General features: G+C 44.3%; 15 protein-coding genes and 2 pseudogenes. 12 read left to right on the top strand and 5 right to left on the bottom strand.

All coding sequences use genetic code 11. The features are described from left to right. Positions 1–98 precede the first annotated feature (98 nt). A pseudogene (locus H6G48_RS07775) lies at positions 99–998 on the bottom strand (potassium channel family protein); the annotation flags it as partial. A 150-nt stretch (positions 999–1,148) separates the two neighbouring features. Between H6G48_RS07775 and H6G48_RS07770 the strand changes: the two are divergent. The 5 genes from H6G48_RS07770 to eno all read left to right on the top strand — a co-directional run bounded on the left by H6G48_RS07770 (position 1,149) and on the right by eno (position 7,642). Beyond that, complete coding sequence (locus H6G48_RS07770) at positions 1,149–2,087, top strand: DUF4351 domain-containing protein (protein ID WP_190720689.1); 939 nt, start codon at positions 1,149–1,151, stop codon at positions 2,085–2,087. A gap of 82 nt (positions 2,088–2,169) precedes the next feature. Beyond that, a complete protein-coding gene (locus tag H6G48_RS27145; protein ID WP_190720686.1) occupies positions 2,170–3,063 on the top strand; it encodes a DUF4351 domain-containing protein in 894 nt (297 codons plus the stop codon). A 278-nt stretch (positions 3,064–3,341) separates the two neighbouring features. Beyond that, positions 3,342–5,420, top strand: a complete 2,079-nt coding sequence (gene glgX / locus H6G48_RS07760) for a glycogen debranching protein GlgX (RefSeq protein WP_190720683.1) — start codon at positions 3,342–3,344, stop codon at positions 5,418–5,420. A 115-nt stretch (positions 5,421–5,535) separates the two neighbouring features. After that, positions 5,536–6,297, top strand: a complete 762-nt coding sequence (locus H6G48_RS07755; RefSeq protein ID WP_190720680.1) for a DUF3887 domain-containing protein — start codon at positions 5,536–5,538, stop codon at positions 6,295–6,297. A 46-nt stretch (positions 6,298–6,343) separates the two neighbouring features. Beyond that, the gene (eno, locus tag H6G48_RS07750) at positions 6,344–7,642 is read left to right on the top strand and encodes a phosphopyruvate hydratase (protein ID WP_190720677.1); all 1,299 of its coding nucleotides are present in this window, start codon (positions 6,344–6,346) and stop codon (positions 7,640–7,642) included. Positions 7,643–7,976: 334 nt separating this feature from the next. Here the strand turns inward: eno and H6G48_RS07745 are convergent, their stop codons facing one another. Beyond that, entirely contained in the window at positions 7,977–8,342 is a 366-nt protein-coding gene (locus tag H6G48_RS07745; protein WP_190720674.1) for a phage holin family protein, read from the bottom strand. A 108-nt stretch (positions 8,343–8,450) separates the two neighbouring features. Between H6G48_RS07745 and H6G48_RS07740 the strand changes: the two genes are divergently transcribed. Continuing rightward, on the top strand, positions 8,451–8,549 hold the full coding sequence (locus tag H6G48_RS07740) for a YqaE/Pmp3 family membrane protein (RefSeq protein WP_190720671.1): 99 nt from the start codon (positions 8,451–8,453) through the stop codon (positions 8,547–8,549). Between the two features lie 257 nt (positions 8,550–8,806). Continuing rightward, complete coding sequence (locus H6G48_RS27140) at positions 8,807–8,977, top strand: YqaE/Pmp3 family membrane protein (protein WP_287739013.1); 171 nt, start codon at positions 8,807–8,809, stop codon at positions 8,975–8,977. Between the two features lie 268 nt (positions 8,978–9,245). Here the strand turns inward: H6G48_RS27140 and H6G48_RS07730 are convergent, their stop codons facing one another. Next, the gene (locus H6G48_RS07730; protein WP_002798186.1) at positions 9,246–9,635 is read right to left on the bottom strand and encodes an AbrB family transcriptional regulator; all 390 of its coding nucleotides are present in this window, start codon (positions 9,633–9,635) and stop codon (positions 9,246–9,248) included. A 300-nt stretch (positions 9,636–9,935) separates the two neighbouring features. On the opposite strand from H6G48_RS07730, the gene H6G48_RS07725 reads away from it, so the two are divergent. Genes H6G48_RS07725 through cbiB form a run of 3 tightly spaced genes read left to right on the top strand, consistent with a single transcriptional unit; the run spans position 9,936 to position 11,783 of the window. Beyond that, a complete protein-coding gene (locus H6G48_RS07725; RefSeq protein WP_002783777.1) occupies positions 9,936–10,379 on the top strand; it encodes an Rrf2 family transcriptional regulator in 444 nt (147 codons plus the stop codon). Next, positions 10,327–10,797: a GFA family protein gene (locus H6G48_RS07720; protein WP_190720668.1), complete on the top strand. Its 471-nt coding sequence runs from the start codon at positions 10,327–10,329 to the stop codon at positions 10,795–10,797. Before H6G48_RS07725 ends, H6G48_RS07720 begins: the two co-directional genes overlap by 53 nt. Positions 10,798–10,802: 5 nt before the next feature. Continuing rightward, complete coding sequence (cbiB, locus tag H6G48_RS07715; protein WP_190720665.1) at positions 10,803–11,783, top strand: adenosylcobinamide-phosphate synthase CbiB; 981 nt, start codon at positions 10,803–10,805, stop codon at positions 11,781–11,783. Here cbiB and H6G48_RS07710 read toward each other — a convergent pair. Together H6G48_RS07710 and H6G48_RS07705 are read right to left on the bottom strand one after the other, a co-directional pair. Next, the gene (locus H6G48_RS07710; protein WP_190720662.1) at positions 11,724–12,098 is read right to left on the bottom strand and encodes a hypothetical protein; all 375 of its coding nucleotides are present in this window, start codon (positions 12,096–12,098) and stop codon (positions 11,724–11,726) included. The genes cbiB and H6G48_RS07710 overlap by 60 nt on opposite strands. Positions 12,099–12,440: 342 nt before the next feature. Beyond that, the gene (locus tag H6G48_RS07705) at positions 12,441–13,109 is read right to left on the bottom strand and encodes a lysophospholipid acyltransferase family protein (protein WP_190720660.1); all 669 of its coding nucleotides are present in this window, start codon (positions 13,107–13,109) and stop codon (positions 12,441–12,443) included. A gap of 462 nt (positions 13,110–13,571) precedes the next feature. On the opposite strand from H6G48_RS07705, the gene H6G48_RS07700 reads away from it, so the two are divergent. Continuing rightward, a complete protein-coding gene (locus H6G48_RS07700; RefSeq protein WP_002798182.1) occupies positions 13,572–13,772 on the top strand; it encodes a hypothetical protein in 201 nt (66 codons plus the stop codon). A gap of 167 nt (positions 13,773–13,939) precedes the next feature. Then, positions 13,940–14,934, top strand: a pseudogene (locus H6G48_RS07695) (ISAs1 family transposase); the annotation flags it as partial.

The raw sequence follows: 14,934 nt of genomic DNA, 5'->3' as shown, positions 1-14,934 counted from the left end.
ACGCAGGGGGGACTTAGACAAAATCAGTATAGCACAATAAAAGTTAAGTTAACAAGATATAGTTTAAAAAGCCGTCCTAAAAGGACGGGGCTTTAACCCAAAATTTCGGTAAAAATTTTGATACTATCGGGGGTAGATTCGGCCACTTTTTCGTTACCTCCGGCGCCGGTAATCATCCCGACGGAAAAATAAAGGGAATCGACAAGGGAAATTTTTTGATTAACGCTGAGATAGGTAATGGTAGCAAGGGAAATCATCCCCAGGAGAGAAAGGGTGACAATAATTACCGGTTGGACATAGTGCTGATAGGGACGAAGATTGAGCAGATTTCTCAGCCACTTTTGCAGTTTAAAACGCTGTTTTGCCTTAATTGTCGGTTTATTGCCGATAATGAGATGATCGCCAGTTTGGAGTTTTTTGCCTAAAAGAACTGCGGAAACCAGATCGATTTCGTCGTGAGCGGGGAGATAATAGATTAACATCCGGGCCGGATCGTCCCAAAGTTCGTAGAGGGGTAATCCCCACCAAGGATGATTTTCCTCGATAATTATCTCTTGAATTGGCCAAAGGCGATCGAATAGCTGTAATTGACCGATAGCTTTATTACCAAGGGCAGCAAAGGAAAAGATCGGAGCCGCTAGGGAAGCAACGCTCATGCTAACGTGAGCAGGGAGGGTTTGATCGAGTCTTTCTCCTAAAGTTTCGTTAAATAGTCGGTTAACTATCCGAATTTTCGGGTTAATTATCCTTGCGCGGGTGAGAATTTCCAGATTGAGTGCGTCGTTATCGATGGCCAAAACTAGGGTTTCTGCATCCGGGAGACCAGCTTGCAGGAGAGTTTTAGGAGAGCAGGGATCGCCGATAATAATATCAGACTGGTATTCGCAGACCATTTGGCGATCGCTAATCGCTACTACTGCCGCAGATTGTTGTTTGAGTAAACAAAAGATTTTATAACCCGTGCGACCTAATCCACAGACGATGATTTGCGGTTTCATTCGTCGAGCGCGTTTTTTGCTGATTAACCTTTCAGTTATAGCGCAAAAACTAGGAAAAATCTGTAACTAAAGCTGCAATGCTGCTAATTTTTCCAATCAGGCTTTGAAGATGATAAAATAACCCTCATCATTGATTTAATCACCTAAGCCTTGACTCGCTTTCTTTGGGACAAATTTAGTAAAGATTACCTCGAAACTTTTCTCGCTTCTTCCGGTGACGTGAAAACTAGCCTTGATGTGACGGCAGAAACTCAAGAAATCGATGTGTATTTTCGACCGACTTCCCCAGAAATACCGCCCGAATTAGGCCTATTGGGCAAATTAGCTCAAACCCCTTGTCTATTGGAACCCTATCGCAATCCTGTCACGATTGAGGGAATTCTCGCTTGTTTATCTAAACTGTTGACTGTGCGGGAACAATTACAAAGAGAAGCTCACCGTCATCAACAACCCTTATTAGCAGAAAATATTCCTAGACTATGGATACTAACTCCTACGGCCAGTCAAAGAATTATAACTGCTTTTTCCGCTCTCAATAACCCAGATTGGGGAGAAGGAATTTATTTTTTACCTCCAGCATTAACCACATCCCTTATTGTCCTGCATCAATTACCCGAAACCCCTGAAACCCTTTGGTTAAGATTATTAGGCAGAGGAGGAACCAGAAGCAGAGCGATTGATGAATTAGAGGCCTTGTCTTCTAATCATCCTTTCAAATCAGCTTCCTTAAAATTATTATACAATTTGAGTAGGAACTTGCAAGCCTTACCCAAAAGAACCCAGGAGGAGAGGAAATTTATTATGCGTTTAGCCCCTTTATACGAACAAGATAGAGAAAAAGCTATTCAACAAGGAGAAGCTATCGGACTTCAAAAAGGCAGAATCGAAGGCATTCAAGAAGGAGAAGCTATCGGACTTCAAAAAGGAGAAGCCAACCTAGTGCTACGCTTGCTTAACCGACGTTTTGGTGAACTGCCCCCGCATATTACTGAAACTATCCAAAAACTCTCAGTAGAAAAATTAGAAGACTTAGGAGAAGCATTACTAGACTTTGAGACTCAAGCTGACTTAATTAATTGGCTGACCTAATCCACAGGCTTTGAAGATGATAAAATAATCATCATCGATTGAATCACTTCAGCCTTGACTCGCTTTTTTTGGGATAAATTTAGTGAAAGACTACCTCGAAACCTTTCTCTCTTCTTCCGGTGACGTGAAAACCAGCCTTGATGTGACGGCAAAAACTCAAGAAATCGATGTGTATTTTCGACCGACTTCCCCAGAAATGCCGCCCGAATTAGGTTTATTGGGTCGATTAGTTCAAACCCCTTGTTTATTGGAACCCCATCGCAATCCTGTCACGATTGAGGGAATTCTCGCTTGTTTATCTAAACTGTTGACTGTGCGGGAACAATTACAAAGAGAAGCTCACCGTCATCAACAACCCTTATTAGCAGAAAATATCCCTAGACTATGGATACTAACTCCTACGGCCAGTCAGAGGATTATAACTGCTTTTTCCGCTCTCAATCATCCAGATTGGGGAGAAGGAATTTACTTTTTACCCCCAGCATTAACCACAGCCATTATTGTCCTGCATCAATTACCTGAAACCCCTGAAACCCTTTGGTTAAGATTATTAGGCAGAGGAGGAACTAGAACCAGAGCGATTGATGAATTAGAGGCCTTGTCTCCTCATCATCCTTTCAAATCAGCTTCCTTAAAATTATTATACAATTTGAGTAGGAACTTGCAAGCCTTACCAAAAAGAACCCAAGAGGAGAGGAAATTTATTATGCGTTTAGCCCCTTTATATGAACAAGATAGAGAAGCAGCGATTCAAAAGGGTAGAATCGAAGGGATTCAACAAGGAGAAGCTATCGGACTTCAAAAAGAAGCATCCAAGTTAGTGCTACGCTTACTTAAACGACGTTTTGGTGAATTGCCCCCGCATATCACCGAAACTATCCAAAAACTCTCAGTAGAAAAATTAGAAGACTTAGGAGAAGCATTGCTAGACTTTGACAGTCAAGCTGACTTAATCAATTGGCTTAATCAAGCCTAAAATCTTCGGGAAAGGCCATTTACAACTCCTCTAATTGTTTTCTTGATTGCTCGGAAAATTGAGAGCTTTATTGAATAGGGCAAGGTCTTAGAAATTAATCACGCCATCTCCATGAAAATCTGGCTTTACTGATGTGAGTTCTGAATCTTATTTTGTGAGATTTTTAAAACCTAGACCCCAACTAACTTTTGGATAGGACACACAGTTGGCATTCATCCCTTGATTCAGCAACGCCGAATAATCTTATACTACTCCTAATCACTTCTTATCTCTTGACAATGACCTTAAAAACCGATCACGGTAAAAGCCATCCCGTCGGTGCGACTGTCTTGGCCGATGGTGTCAACTTCTCACTATTTTCTAAGTATGCCACTGCCATAGAATTATTATTATTTGATGATACTAATTCTCCCGTACCTAGCCGGACTATTCTCCTCACCCCGCAAACAAACCGCACCTTTTTCTATTGGCATATTTTGGTTCACGGCATTGGAGTCGGTCAAGTGTATGCTTATCGAGTCTATGGTCCGGATAATCCGGCCCAGGGTCATCGCTTCGATCCTGATAAAGTAGTTCTCGATCCCTATGCGAAAGCGATTGTCGGTGCGGAAATTTATGATCGACAAGCTGCCAGCGAAAAAGGCGATAATTGTCATCGAGCTTTGCGGGGTCTGGTAGTGGATCCGGGCTGCTACGATTGGGAAGATGACGCACCGCTACGCACTCCCTACTCTGCCAGTTTGATCTACGAAATGCACGTCGGTGGTTTTACTCGTAACCCGAATTCTGGCGTTAGCGAGGAAAAAAGAGGTACTTTTGCGGGATTAATCGAAAAAATACCCTATTTGACCAACCTAGGCATTACTGCCGTGGAATTGTTACCGATTCATTACTTTGATCCCGCTGCCGCTATGCCGGGGTTAACTAACTATTGGGGTTATAGCACGATCGGCTTTTTTGCGCCCCATGCCGGTTACAGTAGCGATCGCTCACCCCTGGGTCCTTTGAATGAATTTCGCGATCTGGTGAAAGCTTTACACAAAGCGGGGATCGAAGTGATTCTCGATGTGGTTTTCAATCATACCGCCGAGGGGGACGAAACCGGGCCGACTCTTTCCTTGAAAGGTATCGATAATCGCACCTACTACATCCTCGACGGGGAAGATAAAAGCCTCTATAGCAACTATACCGGCTGTGGTAACACCCTCAAGGGCAGTCATCCGATTGTTGGCAAAATGATTCTCGATTGTTTGCGCTATTGGGTGTCGGAAATGCACGTGGATGGTTTTCGCTTTGACCTGGCGGCCGTATTATCGCGCAATGTGGACGGGGAACCGATCCTGCAAAAAGGTTATAACATGATCTGGGCGATCGAATCGGATCCGGTCTTAGCCGGCACAAAATTAATCGCCGAAGCTTGGGATGCGGCAGGATTGTATAGTGTCGGTCAATTTGTCGAATTTGCCGATTGGTTTTCCGAGTGGAATGGTCCTTTTCGCGATGATGTGCGCGCTTTTGTCCGGGGAGATACCGGCATAGTCAGCAAATTAGCGGCGCGGATTTTAGGAAGCCCCGACATATACCACAGACCCGATACCGATGTCAATAGAAGTATAAATTTTGTTACCTGTCACGACGGCTTTACCCTTAACGATCTAGTTTCCTACGACGAGAAACACAACGAGGCTAACGGCGAGGAGAATCGGGACGGTTGCAACGATAATTTTAGCTGGAATTGTGGGGTAGAAGGGGAAACCAATAACGAGAGGATTAAAACCCTGCGACTGCAACAAATAAAAAATCTCTTAACGATCCTGTTTATTTCCCAAGGAACACCTATGCTGTTGATGGGGGACGAAGTGCGACGCACCCAAAAGGGCAACAATAACGCCTATTGTCAGGATAACCAGTTAAGTTGGTTCGATTGGAGTGCGGTAGAGCAAGAGTTCGATCTTTGGTGTTTCGTAAGGAGACTGATCGATTTTAATCAAAAATTAGCTCTTTTCCGTCAAGAAAAATTGCTAGAAGTCACCTATACCAGTCTTGAACCCCATCTCAGTTGGCATGGCGTACAGTTGAGTAAACCCGATTGGTCGGAAGATTCCCACAGTTTAGCTTTTTCCCTGCGTCATCCCAAGGCGAACGAGTATTTACACATTATGCTGAACGCTTACTGGGAATCTCTCAACTTCCAGTTACCCCCCTTGGGACAAGGGGAAAAATGGCATCGCGTCATCGATACTGCTTGGCAATTGTCCGAGGCAGCCTGTGATTTAGATGCCGCAGCCGCTATTGAATCGGAAACCTATCGGGTGCAAGCGCGTTCCGCGGTAGTCTTAATCGTTAAACCAGTATAACAAGAGGAGAGATATTGCTCGATCGACCGATGTTGAATGCTTTAACTAATGAACAATGGCATCAATTCAATCGTCAAGTGGAAAAACGTTATTTATTTGCGGAGCAATAGCTGAAATGATGCGGCTTTCATTAGCGAAACGGGTATCGATTCTCTCTTTGTGTTTAATTGGTTTTTCCCTGCCTTGGACCGCGTTCAGCGCTTCACCGGTACAGGCGAACCTAGAGCCGAATGCGATCGCTATTGGTGATCCCGTCCGAGAAGAAAAGCAAGCTCGGCAGTTAGTAGAATGGTTGGGAACTAAACAATACGACAAAGTTATTGCAGCTTTGTCACCCCAACTAAAACCCCTCTGGACTGCCGAAAAACTGCAAAAGGTCTGGGAAAGCCAAGTCACTGACAATACTGGACCGTTTAAGCGCATTGTCAAAAGCAAGCTACTCGATGCTATCAATGCCAATTTGGTGATTGTCACCGTTGAATTTGAGAAACTCACTGAAGATGTGGTAATTACCTTTAACCGGTCTGGTCAGGTAATTGCCGCCGATTTTCCCGAATTTCGTAGTATTTCTGAGATTGGCGATGCTTTTGTCACGTCCTTGGTCAACAAAGACTACGGCCTGGCCCGAGGTTTTTTACATCCTCTCCTGAAAGCTGAGGTTTTCCCCACCAGAGTACAAGGTGCTTGGGAGAATTTACTTAAGCGTACCGGCCCCGTGCGTCGGATCGTGGGAACTCAGGTCAGAAAAGGCTCGGATACGGACGGTGTGGATCTGGTGTTGGTGACGATTCAATTTGAAAAACTGACGGATACCTTAATCCTCGTTTTTGATGATCAAAAGCAGATTGTCAACGTGGATTTCCCTTTAGGCAATTAGTAATCAGCCGAAATTACCCCGTAAATTGAGTTGGAGACGATAAGTTATGTTAGATAAAATCGAAGTTCCCATCGAAGCGATCGCAGCTAGGGAGATTCTAGATTCCCGCGGCCGTCCCACTATCGAAGCAGAAGTGCTGTTAGAATCGGGGGCGATGGGTTTGGCCCAGGTTCCCAGTGGCGCTTCTACGGGTAGTTTTGAAGCCCACGAATTGCGCGATGATGATCCCCAGCGTTACGGTGGTAAGGGTGTCCTGAAAGCGGTTCGCAATGTCCACGAAAAAATCGTCCCGGTTTTGGAGGGGATGAATGCTTTCGACCAAGCTAGTATCGATTTAGCTATGATCCATCGCGATGGCACGGCCAATAAACGAGAATTAGGGGCTAATGCTATCCTAGCCGTCTCTCTGGCTACGGCCAAAGCAGCGGCGGCGGATCTGGGCTTGCCTCTCTATCGTTATCTCGCAGGTCCGATGGCCAATGTACTACCCGTCCCGATGATGAACGTGATCAATGGTGGTTCTCACGCTGATAATAACGTCGATTTTCAGGAGTTTATGATCTTCCCCATCGGGGCCGATTCTTTTAAGGAGGGTTTGCGTTGGGGAGCGGAAGTATTCGCCGCTTTGGGTAAGGCCTTGCACGAACGCAAATTACTGACCGGTGTGGGCGATGAGGGCGGTTATGCTCCTAATTTGGCTTCAAATCAGGAAGCTTTGGATATTTTGATTGAATCGATCGAACGTGCTGGTTATAAACCGGGGTCGGAGGTGGCTTTGGCTATGGATGTGGCCGCCAGTGAATTCTATAAGGATGGTCAATACCTCTACGATGGTTCGGCCCATTCTCCCGCCGAAATGGTGGATTTTTTGGCCAGTTTAGTCGATCGCTATCCGATTGTTTCTATTGAAGACGGTTTACACGAGGAAGATTGGGATAATTGGAAATTATTGACCGATAAACTGGGGGCGCGGATTCAGTTGGTGGGCGATGATTTGATGGTGACTAATCCCATCCGTCTGCAAAAAGCGATCGATCTGGGTATTGCTAACTCGATCCTGATTAAACTCAATCAGATCGGTTCTTTGACGGAAACCCTACAAACGATCGCCCTGGCTACCCGTCACGGTTATCGTTCTGTCATCAGTCATCGTTCCGGAGAAACGGAAGACACCACGATCGCAGATCTGGCGGTGGCTACTAATGCCGGACAGATTAAAACTGGTTCTCTCAGTCGCAGTGAACGGGTGGCTAAGTATAATCGCTTGTTACGCATCGAAGCAGAATTGGGCGATCGGGCGGTGTACGCGCCGAAAGTCGGTTTGGGTCCAAAATTCTTGGCCTAAAATTTGAAAAAAGTCTTGCACTGATCGAAAAAGGGTGTTATACTAAAGACACTGATAACTGATAACTGGTCACTGACTATTGTGGTACTTCGCTGAAACCCTTTTCGGCGAAGTATTTATTTTTGGCCTTTTTCTGCCCGAAGGTATGATTTTTGGGTTCTTCGGCACTTATTATGCAGACTTATGCAGACGGGGTGATTATGATTCTGAAACTCTTGATGGATAAGACTTGTAAGATTCACAAACCGTCTCCAGTATAGTATCTACCGAAGAGCCGATTTTTGGCTCAAAGGTGTTATAGTAAAGGTACTGATAACTGATAACTGGTCACTGACTATTGTGGTACTTCGCTGGAACCTTTTTCGGCGAAGTATTTATTTAAGGGGGTGTTGACCAGAGAGAGGACGATTGGCGCACCGATAAAAGCCACTAAACCCTTAACTGCGAATCCCGGGACGAGGATCGAGGCTAACCAGAAACAAAAGCCATTGAGAACAAGGATAAAGCCACCGAGGGTGAGAATAGTAATCGGTAGGGAAAGCAGCCCTAGAATCGGTTTAACCAGTCCGTTGACTAAACCGATAACTGCCCCCGCAACCATGGCCACAATAAAGCTATCGACTTTAACACCGGGGAAGATAATATCAACCACTAATAAACTAAGGGCAGTGGCAAGAATATTTAAAAGAAGGCCGATCATAAATTTTTCCTTAATTTTTTCGCAATTACCCCCATTTTATGGCAACTTTAAGGAGAGCAAGCTTAATATAGAATTAAGATTCACTAAAGTCTTTTTGAGGTACAAGCAATGTTTCTTCGCCTAGTTTGTGCGTTTTTTTTGCCGCCCTTAGCCGTATTTTTGACTACGGGACTGAGTTTAGACTTTGTTATCGAAAATTTGGGTTGAAAACCCCGTCCTTTTAGGACGGCTTTAAGCTACAATGCAAAAAGCGATAACCAAGCTAAAAACCGAACCTTGACCACAGATAGTAGGGGGTTTCGTTCAGAAAAGACTTCAAATTCGGCCTTGAACGAGTAAAACTTTCTAGGAAATAAGGTTGAACATGAGATTTTTTCGACTTGTTCAAAGTGGCCGGAGGGCATTCGGACACTCAAAACGGACGTGGAGAAAGTGTAAGACTACCGCTAAGGTAGCAGCATCCTGTGAAGCGTCAACCCCATTCAACGACCATCCTAAAAAGGTGGCGTGGTGAGGAATCACCGTCCGTTTACGGCGGTGAGGATGTCAATAACATCATCTTAACTTTAATCGGTTATGTCCCCGGCATTATCCACGCTTTCTGGATTGTCTCCAAAGAAGCGGAGAATTCCTAATTAGCACCCCAGGAGATGCCAATTTTTCTAGTCGCTGCATTAGACATCTCCAATAATGAAGATTTTAGCTTGATGGATCGGGCTTCTAGCCTGATTTCTGGAGAGGTATATTACACGCGGTTAATAGGACAAAATTAACCGGACATATCGAACGGAGTCTTTGATCTAGATGCTTAAAGACTGATTGAGGATAAAATACCCAGTTTCAATGGACAAGAGCTTATCTAATGGCAAGGAGAGAGTTAAACGGCTCTCTCCTTAATTATTGCTATTCGTCGTCGTCGCTGGCACCAACTTGCTTGAGATGAATATGTTTTCTCCCCAAAGTAATTTCAAATTCATCTCCCGGTTTGAGTCCCATTTTTTTGGTGTAGGCCGAACCGATTAGGAGATTATTATTGGATTGGACACTGATCCGGTAGCTGGCCGAGCGCCCACCTCGTCCATGACCATTGGCACTGCTATCTAAGTCAATTCCCTCGGCATCGATTAAAGCATTGAGAAATTTCATCATATTAACGCGTTCAATACCATTTTTTGTCATGGTATAGTAGCCGCATTCCCGAGCTTTTTCCTCTTTGCTGAGGTTGCCTAGCTGTTTAACTTTCTCAATTAGTTCGAGGCCAGTCAGGGGTTCTGGATTAGTAGTTTTGTTCATTTAAGTTCGCGGCAGATAAGTAAAGGTTAGGGTCATCAAGGCTAGTCGAGGAGAATTGCTCCCCCTGACCAGAAACAATCGGGTTACGATTGATCTCTACACTCATCTTACACGGTATAAACTAAAAATTATCACTTGCTTGAGGAAATTGATTGTAATTGATTACACTCTATCTCTCGATCGAAATCTTAACAGAATTTATCAATGTTGATCGAGATGCTGAGGGAAGGGAGGTTAGCCTTTCTGTCATCAATGAGGGCAGGGGGTAGGATAGAGATAAAGAGGTAAAAATGAGGGATAATGAAGCTAACAACTAGGGGTCACTATAGTGTTAAAGCCTTGCTGGATCTTAGTTTACAACCTAGAGGAACTCCCGTCTCGGTAAAATCGATCGCCCTGCGTCAAGATATCCCGGCTGCTTATCTAGAGAAATTGCTGATAGAAATGCGACGAGCGGGGTTAGTTCGCTCCTTTCGGGGAGCGCAAGGGGGTTATCAATTGGCCAGGCCGGCAAATCGGATCTCGTTGGGGCAAATTCTGGAGGCAGTGGGAGAGACGATCGAGCCATTATCAGGCTATCATCCCAGGGACGAACAGGCAGAAGATTGGGTGACATTTACTATCTGGAAACACCTACACGAGAAATTAAAAGAGGCCCTAGGGAAGATTACCTTAGCCGATTTATACTACGATGCCCGTAGCTGGATTGCCGCTAGGGGAGAGGAAACCAGCTTTATTGTTTAGTAGTTTAGAAGTTATGACAGCAACAACACAAGCAAAGATTTATGGGGGGGGTTGTCACTGTGGAGCGATCCGTTTTCAAGTGGCGATCAAGCATGATCAGGCTCTAGACTGTAATTGTTCGATTTGTCAGAAAAAAGGCTTTCTGCATCTGATTGTTCCTTCAGCACAATTTACCCTCCTAAGCGGTGAAGATTTCTTAAGTACCTATACATTTAATACCCACAGGGCCCAACATTATTTTTGTCGTGTTTGTGGTATTCATCCTTTCTATCGTCCCCGCTCCCATCCTGACGCTATAGATATAAACCTGCGCTGTTTGGAGGGCAATGTCTTAGGCGATTTTCAGCTCCAGTTCTTTGATGGGGCTAACTGGGAAGACAATATTGAGAAAATTCGGGATATCGATGGGAAAAGGTAGTAATTGTGAAGGAAGCGGCAACGGCGATCATTTTAGTATTAGGGGCGGTTTTAGATTATCTGGTCGGCGATCCTTGGGGATGGATTCATCCAGTGCAGGTGATGGGGGCGATTATTGCCGTTGCCACAAAAGTTATCCTTAATTGGACGCGGGAAAAAATTCGCCAACGTTTAGCGGGCATAATTCTGGGACTAGGTTTAATTATCTTGGCCGGGGTCTTAACTTGGCTAGGAATCCAATGGTTAGGTCAGGTCAATTTGCTGTTGAGTTGCCTAGTACAAGTGATTCTCTTGGCTAGTTGTTTAGCCGGTAGAAGTTTACGCAGGGCTGCCGAAACAGTCATCGCACCTTTACAAGCTGAAAATATCACCTTAGCTCGTTGCCAACTAAGTTTATACGTTGGTCGCGACACAGATAATCTCGGCCGGGAAGAAATCCTCCGCGCCCTATTAGAAACCGTCAGTGAAAATGGTGTGGATGGAGTTACCGCGCCGCTTTTTTATGCCCTTCTCGGTGCTTTTCTGGGGGTGGGGCCAGTTCCCCTCGCTTGCGCTTATAAAGCCGCTAGTACCCTCGATTCGATGATTGGCTATCGTCGGCCACCCTACACCCATATGGGTTGGTTTAGTGCCAAAAGCGAGGATGTTTTGACATGGCTACCCTGTCGTTTGACGGTATTAACTCTCGCCCTAATTTCGGGCCGGCCGGGGCGGGTTTTAAGCATTTGTTGGCGCGATGCCCGTCGGGATCCTAGTCCTAATTCTGGTTGGAGTGAATGCGTCTATGGGGCGATTTTGGGGGTGCAATTGGGGGGTAAAAATCAATATCGAGGCCAGATTGTGGAAAAACCTTTATTGGGCGATAACCTCAACCCGATTACCGTCAAAACCGTCGAACAGGCTTTGAATTTAACTCGTACTTGTGTATTACTTTGGCTGGCGCTCGCTGTCAGCTGCTTGATTGCTAGAGATTTTGCTCAATTGTAGCGACCACAGGCGACGGCGTTGACGGGGTTGACGCTGCCAGTAACGGATAATCAGGGAGAAGGTCAAGAATAGGGATTGCAGTATCTGTATCTGTCCGCAGAGACGTTGATAGTTTTGTCTGAGATAATAGGTTTTCGCCCCAGCGATGACAATATATTCGGGGGCGGGGTAAAAAATGTGGTGTAAACGTCGTTCCACCCGGTTTAAAATTTTGGTCACTCGCCCTAAAATCCGCCGCAATTGCCACAATTTCCAGACTAGAAAGCAATTAAATAAAGTTAAGCCTAGATTGAAGCCGAGGACAAAAAAGAACATGGTCGAGGCGATGGTCGAGTTATGCCAATTTTAACCCACATTCCCCACTTCAAAGTGTAGGGGAAAGAAATCTATTGACGCTCCCGTCGCGCTAAAAAGGGGGTCTTTTTCCTTTATCTTTCCGAAAGTCCTTGACTTGTTTTAGTTTTTCTATTAAGCTCAACATATATTTAAAAGTTGCCGGTCACTTCTCATTTTACAAAGACAGTGATCGCTTTTACTTTTGATATTCTGATGGGAGGATGAAACAGCCCTAGGACAAGGGGGGGAGAGATTTAGCTAATCTAAGGATAGGCGGTTAAAATGCGTCTTAGCTGACTAAATCCTGTTTAAAAGGTCGATTTAGCGTCCGAGGGCGTGTAATCCGTTAATAATTTCGGCACAGCGCTCGGTAACTGCCTGTAAAGCTTCTCTTTTGTTAGAAATCGGTGGCGGCAGCACTTGCCCGATGCGAATAGTTAAGGGGATACTATGGGGAAAAGAAGAACCTTTTTGAAAAATCTTTTCTGTCCCCCACAAACTGACGGGTAACAGAGGAACTCCCGCTTTAGCGGCAATCATCGCCGCGCCTAGTTTTGGTTGATGGATCAATCCGTCCTCGGTGCGCGTTCCCTCCAGAAACACTCCCACTGCCCAGCCCGCCGCTAATGCTCCCATCGCCGCCCGAATTGCCCCCCGATCACCACTGCCGCGTTTGACGGGATAGGCCCCATAAAGAGCGATCGCCTGTTTTAAAATCGGGATGGTAAATAATTCTTCTTTAGCCATATAAGCTACGGGACGACGCACGGCACAGGATAATAGGGGTGGATCGAAGTAACTGGCGTGATTGCAGACGATAATCAGAGGATGACGCCGGGGGACATTTTCCACTCCGTAAACGCGACCGCGAAAATAGCCGTGTAGGGTTGGGCTAACGATCGACCATTTAAAGAGATGATATAAAACTAAACTGGCAAAAGGTTCTCGCTCTTGAGGCTGGTTCATGACTGACAACTGTTCCCTAGACATGGAAAAGCCCTCGGGAGTCTTGCCGTGTTTCGACCCCAAGGACTTTGCTTTCTTCTCACTCCTCACACAATTAAAATATATAGCAATTTATGGGTTAGGGAAAGGTTAAGCGTGCCGCTTTCTTAACTGGCATAATTACTTAGCTAGGGTTGAGAGCGGCAAAAGGATTAGCAAGATGTGTTATCGCTCTTCTGGAACTTTCGGAAATCCCTGACCGAATCCAGATTCTGAAACCCTTGGTTGACAAGTGATCGCTAACTTTTTTTCTAATAAAAACTCAAATTTCGGGTTTCTGTTAGTTAGCGATCGCTTGAAGGCTTACCCCATAAGAGAGCTAGAGTTTAGAGACTGTAAGACTTTTGCCAGACTCCCTCCAAGAGCGGTAATTAATTTTGCTTAGGTATTGAAAAAAAGTTGGGTTAAAATATAAAGGCCAAATCTAGTCAGAAAAAGAGAATTTTTATGGAAAAACAGGTAAATTGTGCTGTAGATTGCCTAAATGGTTGTATTTTAGGCGATAAATGCCCCAATCAAGCTCATGCCGCTGAAGCAGCCAAATTCATTGCCGAAACTTCTTTGGAAAAGATGCTAGAAATGGCAGAAGCCGCTAGACTAAAAAAACTGACGCAACCGACCCAATGGATTATTCCCGATGATTTCTAGGGTTTGGCCAGGGAACGGGGAACGGGGGTTAGTTCGCACCTTGCCGACAAAATTGGCTACAGTTCCCCTGGGGTGCGTAGGGCTGTTTCATTCTCCCATCAGAATATCAAAAGTAAAAGCGATCACTATCAGGTAAAATGAGAAGTGACCGCCAACTTTTAAAACATATGTTGAGCTTAATAGAAAAACTGAAACAAGTCAAGGACTTTCGGAAAGATCAAGGAAAAAGACACCCTTTATGGATAGTATTAGTAGTAATAATACTGGGAACAATGCTAGGATACTCAGGTTAGAGAGAGCTAGGAGAGTTTGCTAAAAATAATCGGCACAGGCTCAGTCAAGAATTTAATATAATTCCCGAAAGAGTCCCATCCTATTCAACAATTAGAAGGGTAATGATGGGAGTTGAATGGCAGAGTTTGTTAAAAATGTTTAATGAATGGGCATTAGAAGAATATGGACAAAGAGATGACATAAATTGGCTAGGTATAGATGGAAAAAGTCTCAAAAACACCCGAAAAAATCCTAACAATGAACAACAAAATTTTATCATGTTTGTCTCATTGTTTAGTCAAGAAAGTGGCTTAGTATTACACTTAAAAAGAATCGAAAACAAAAAAGGGTCTGAAATCGACGAAGGTCAAGCTATAATTCAGGATTGCACTCTCCAAAATAAAGTTTTTACTGGGGATGCTTTACATTGTCAGAAAAAAACAATCAGCTTAATAGCCAAGAGTAAAAATGATTATGTTATCACCGTTAAAGGAAATCAGAAAAATCTTTATCAGCGAATACAAGACCTGAGTAATTCCTCAAAGCCAGAAAGTTGCTTTCTCGAACAAGATAATAGTCATGGACGAAAAATATCAAGAAAAATAGAAGTTTTTAAAGTGAGGAAAAATGAAAGACAAGGGTTGGAAAATCTGCGCCGAATTATTAAAGTAGAAAGAAGGGGTAGTCGCGGGGATAAAACGTATGAAGAAACAGCTTACTATATTAGTAGCCTAACTAAATCCGCCCAAGTATTTGCTAAAATTATTCGAGGACATTGGAAAATAGAAAATCAGTTACATTGGGTAAAAGATGTAATTTTTGAGGAAGATAAAAGCGAGATCAGTGATTTTCAAGCGGCCAGCAATTGGTCAATTCTCACAACCATAGG

Origin of the sequence: Microcystis flos-aquae FACHB-1344, from assembly GCF_014698375.1 — a bacterium.
GTDB lineage: Bacteria > Cyanobacteriota > Cyanobacteriia > Cyanobacteriales > Microcystaceae > Microcystis > Microcystis aeruginosa.
This window is presented reverse-complemented; position numbering and strand designations above follow the sequence as displayed.

What these genes read in the sequence shown, in the direction of transcription:
- H6G48_RS07720 (WP_190720668.1), top strand. Translation starts at nt 10,327, where the DNA reads ATGCCCGTAGCTGGATTGCCGCTAGGGGAGAGGAAACCAGCTTTATTG.
- glgX (WP_190720683.1), top strand. Translation starts at nt 3,342, where the DNA reads ATGACCTTAAAAACCGATCACGGTAAAAGCCATCCCGTCGGTGCGACT.
- H6G48_RS07730 (WP_002798186.1), bottom strand. Translation starts at nt 9,635, where the DNA reads ATGAACAAAACTACTAATCCAGAACCCCTGACTGGCCTCGAACTAATT.
- H6G48_RS07700 (WP_002798182.1), top strand. Translation starts at nt 13,572, where the DNA reads ATGGAAAAACAGGTAAATTGTGCTGTAGATTGCCTAAATGGTTGTATT.
- H6G48_RS07710 (WP_190720662.1), bottom strand. Translation starts at nt 12,098, where the DNA reads ATGTTCTTTTTTGTCCTCGGCTTCAATCTAGGCTTAACTTTATTTAAT.
- H6G48_RS07725 (WP_002783777.1), top strand. Translation starts at nt 9,936, where the DNA reads ATGAAGCTAACAACTAGGGGTCACTATAGTGTTAAAGCCTTGCTGGAT.
- eno (WP_190720677.1), top strand. Translation starts at nt 6,344, where the DNA reads ATGTTAGATAAAATCGAAGTTCCCATCGAAGCGATCGCAGCTAGGGAG.
- H6G48_RS07705 (WP_190720660.1), bottom strand. Translation starts at nt 13,109, where the DNA reads ATGTCTAGGGAACAGTTGTCAGTCATGAACCAGCCTCAAGAGCGAGAA.
- H6G48_RS07745 (WP_190720674.1), bottom strand. Translation starts at nt 8,342, where the DNA reads ATGATCGGCCTTCTTTTAAATATTCTTGCCACTGCCCTTAGTTTATTA.
- H6G48_RS07755 (WP_190720680.1), top strand. Translation starts at nt 5,536, where the DNA reads ATGATGCGGCTTTCATTAGCGAAACGGGTATCGATTCTCTCTTTGTGT.
- H6G48_RS07740 (WP_190720671.1), top strand. Translation starts at nt 8,451, where the DNA reads ATGTTTCTTCGCCTAGTTTGTGCGTTTTTTTTGCCGCCCTTAGCCGTA.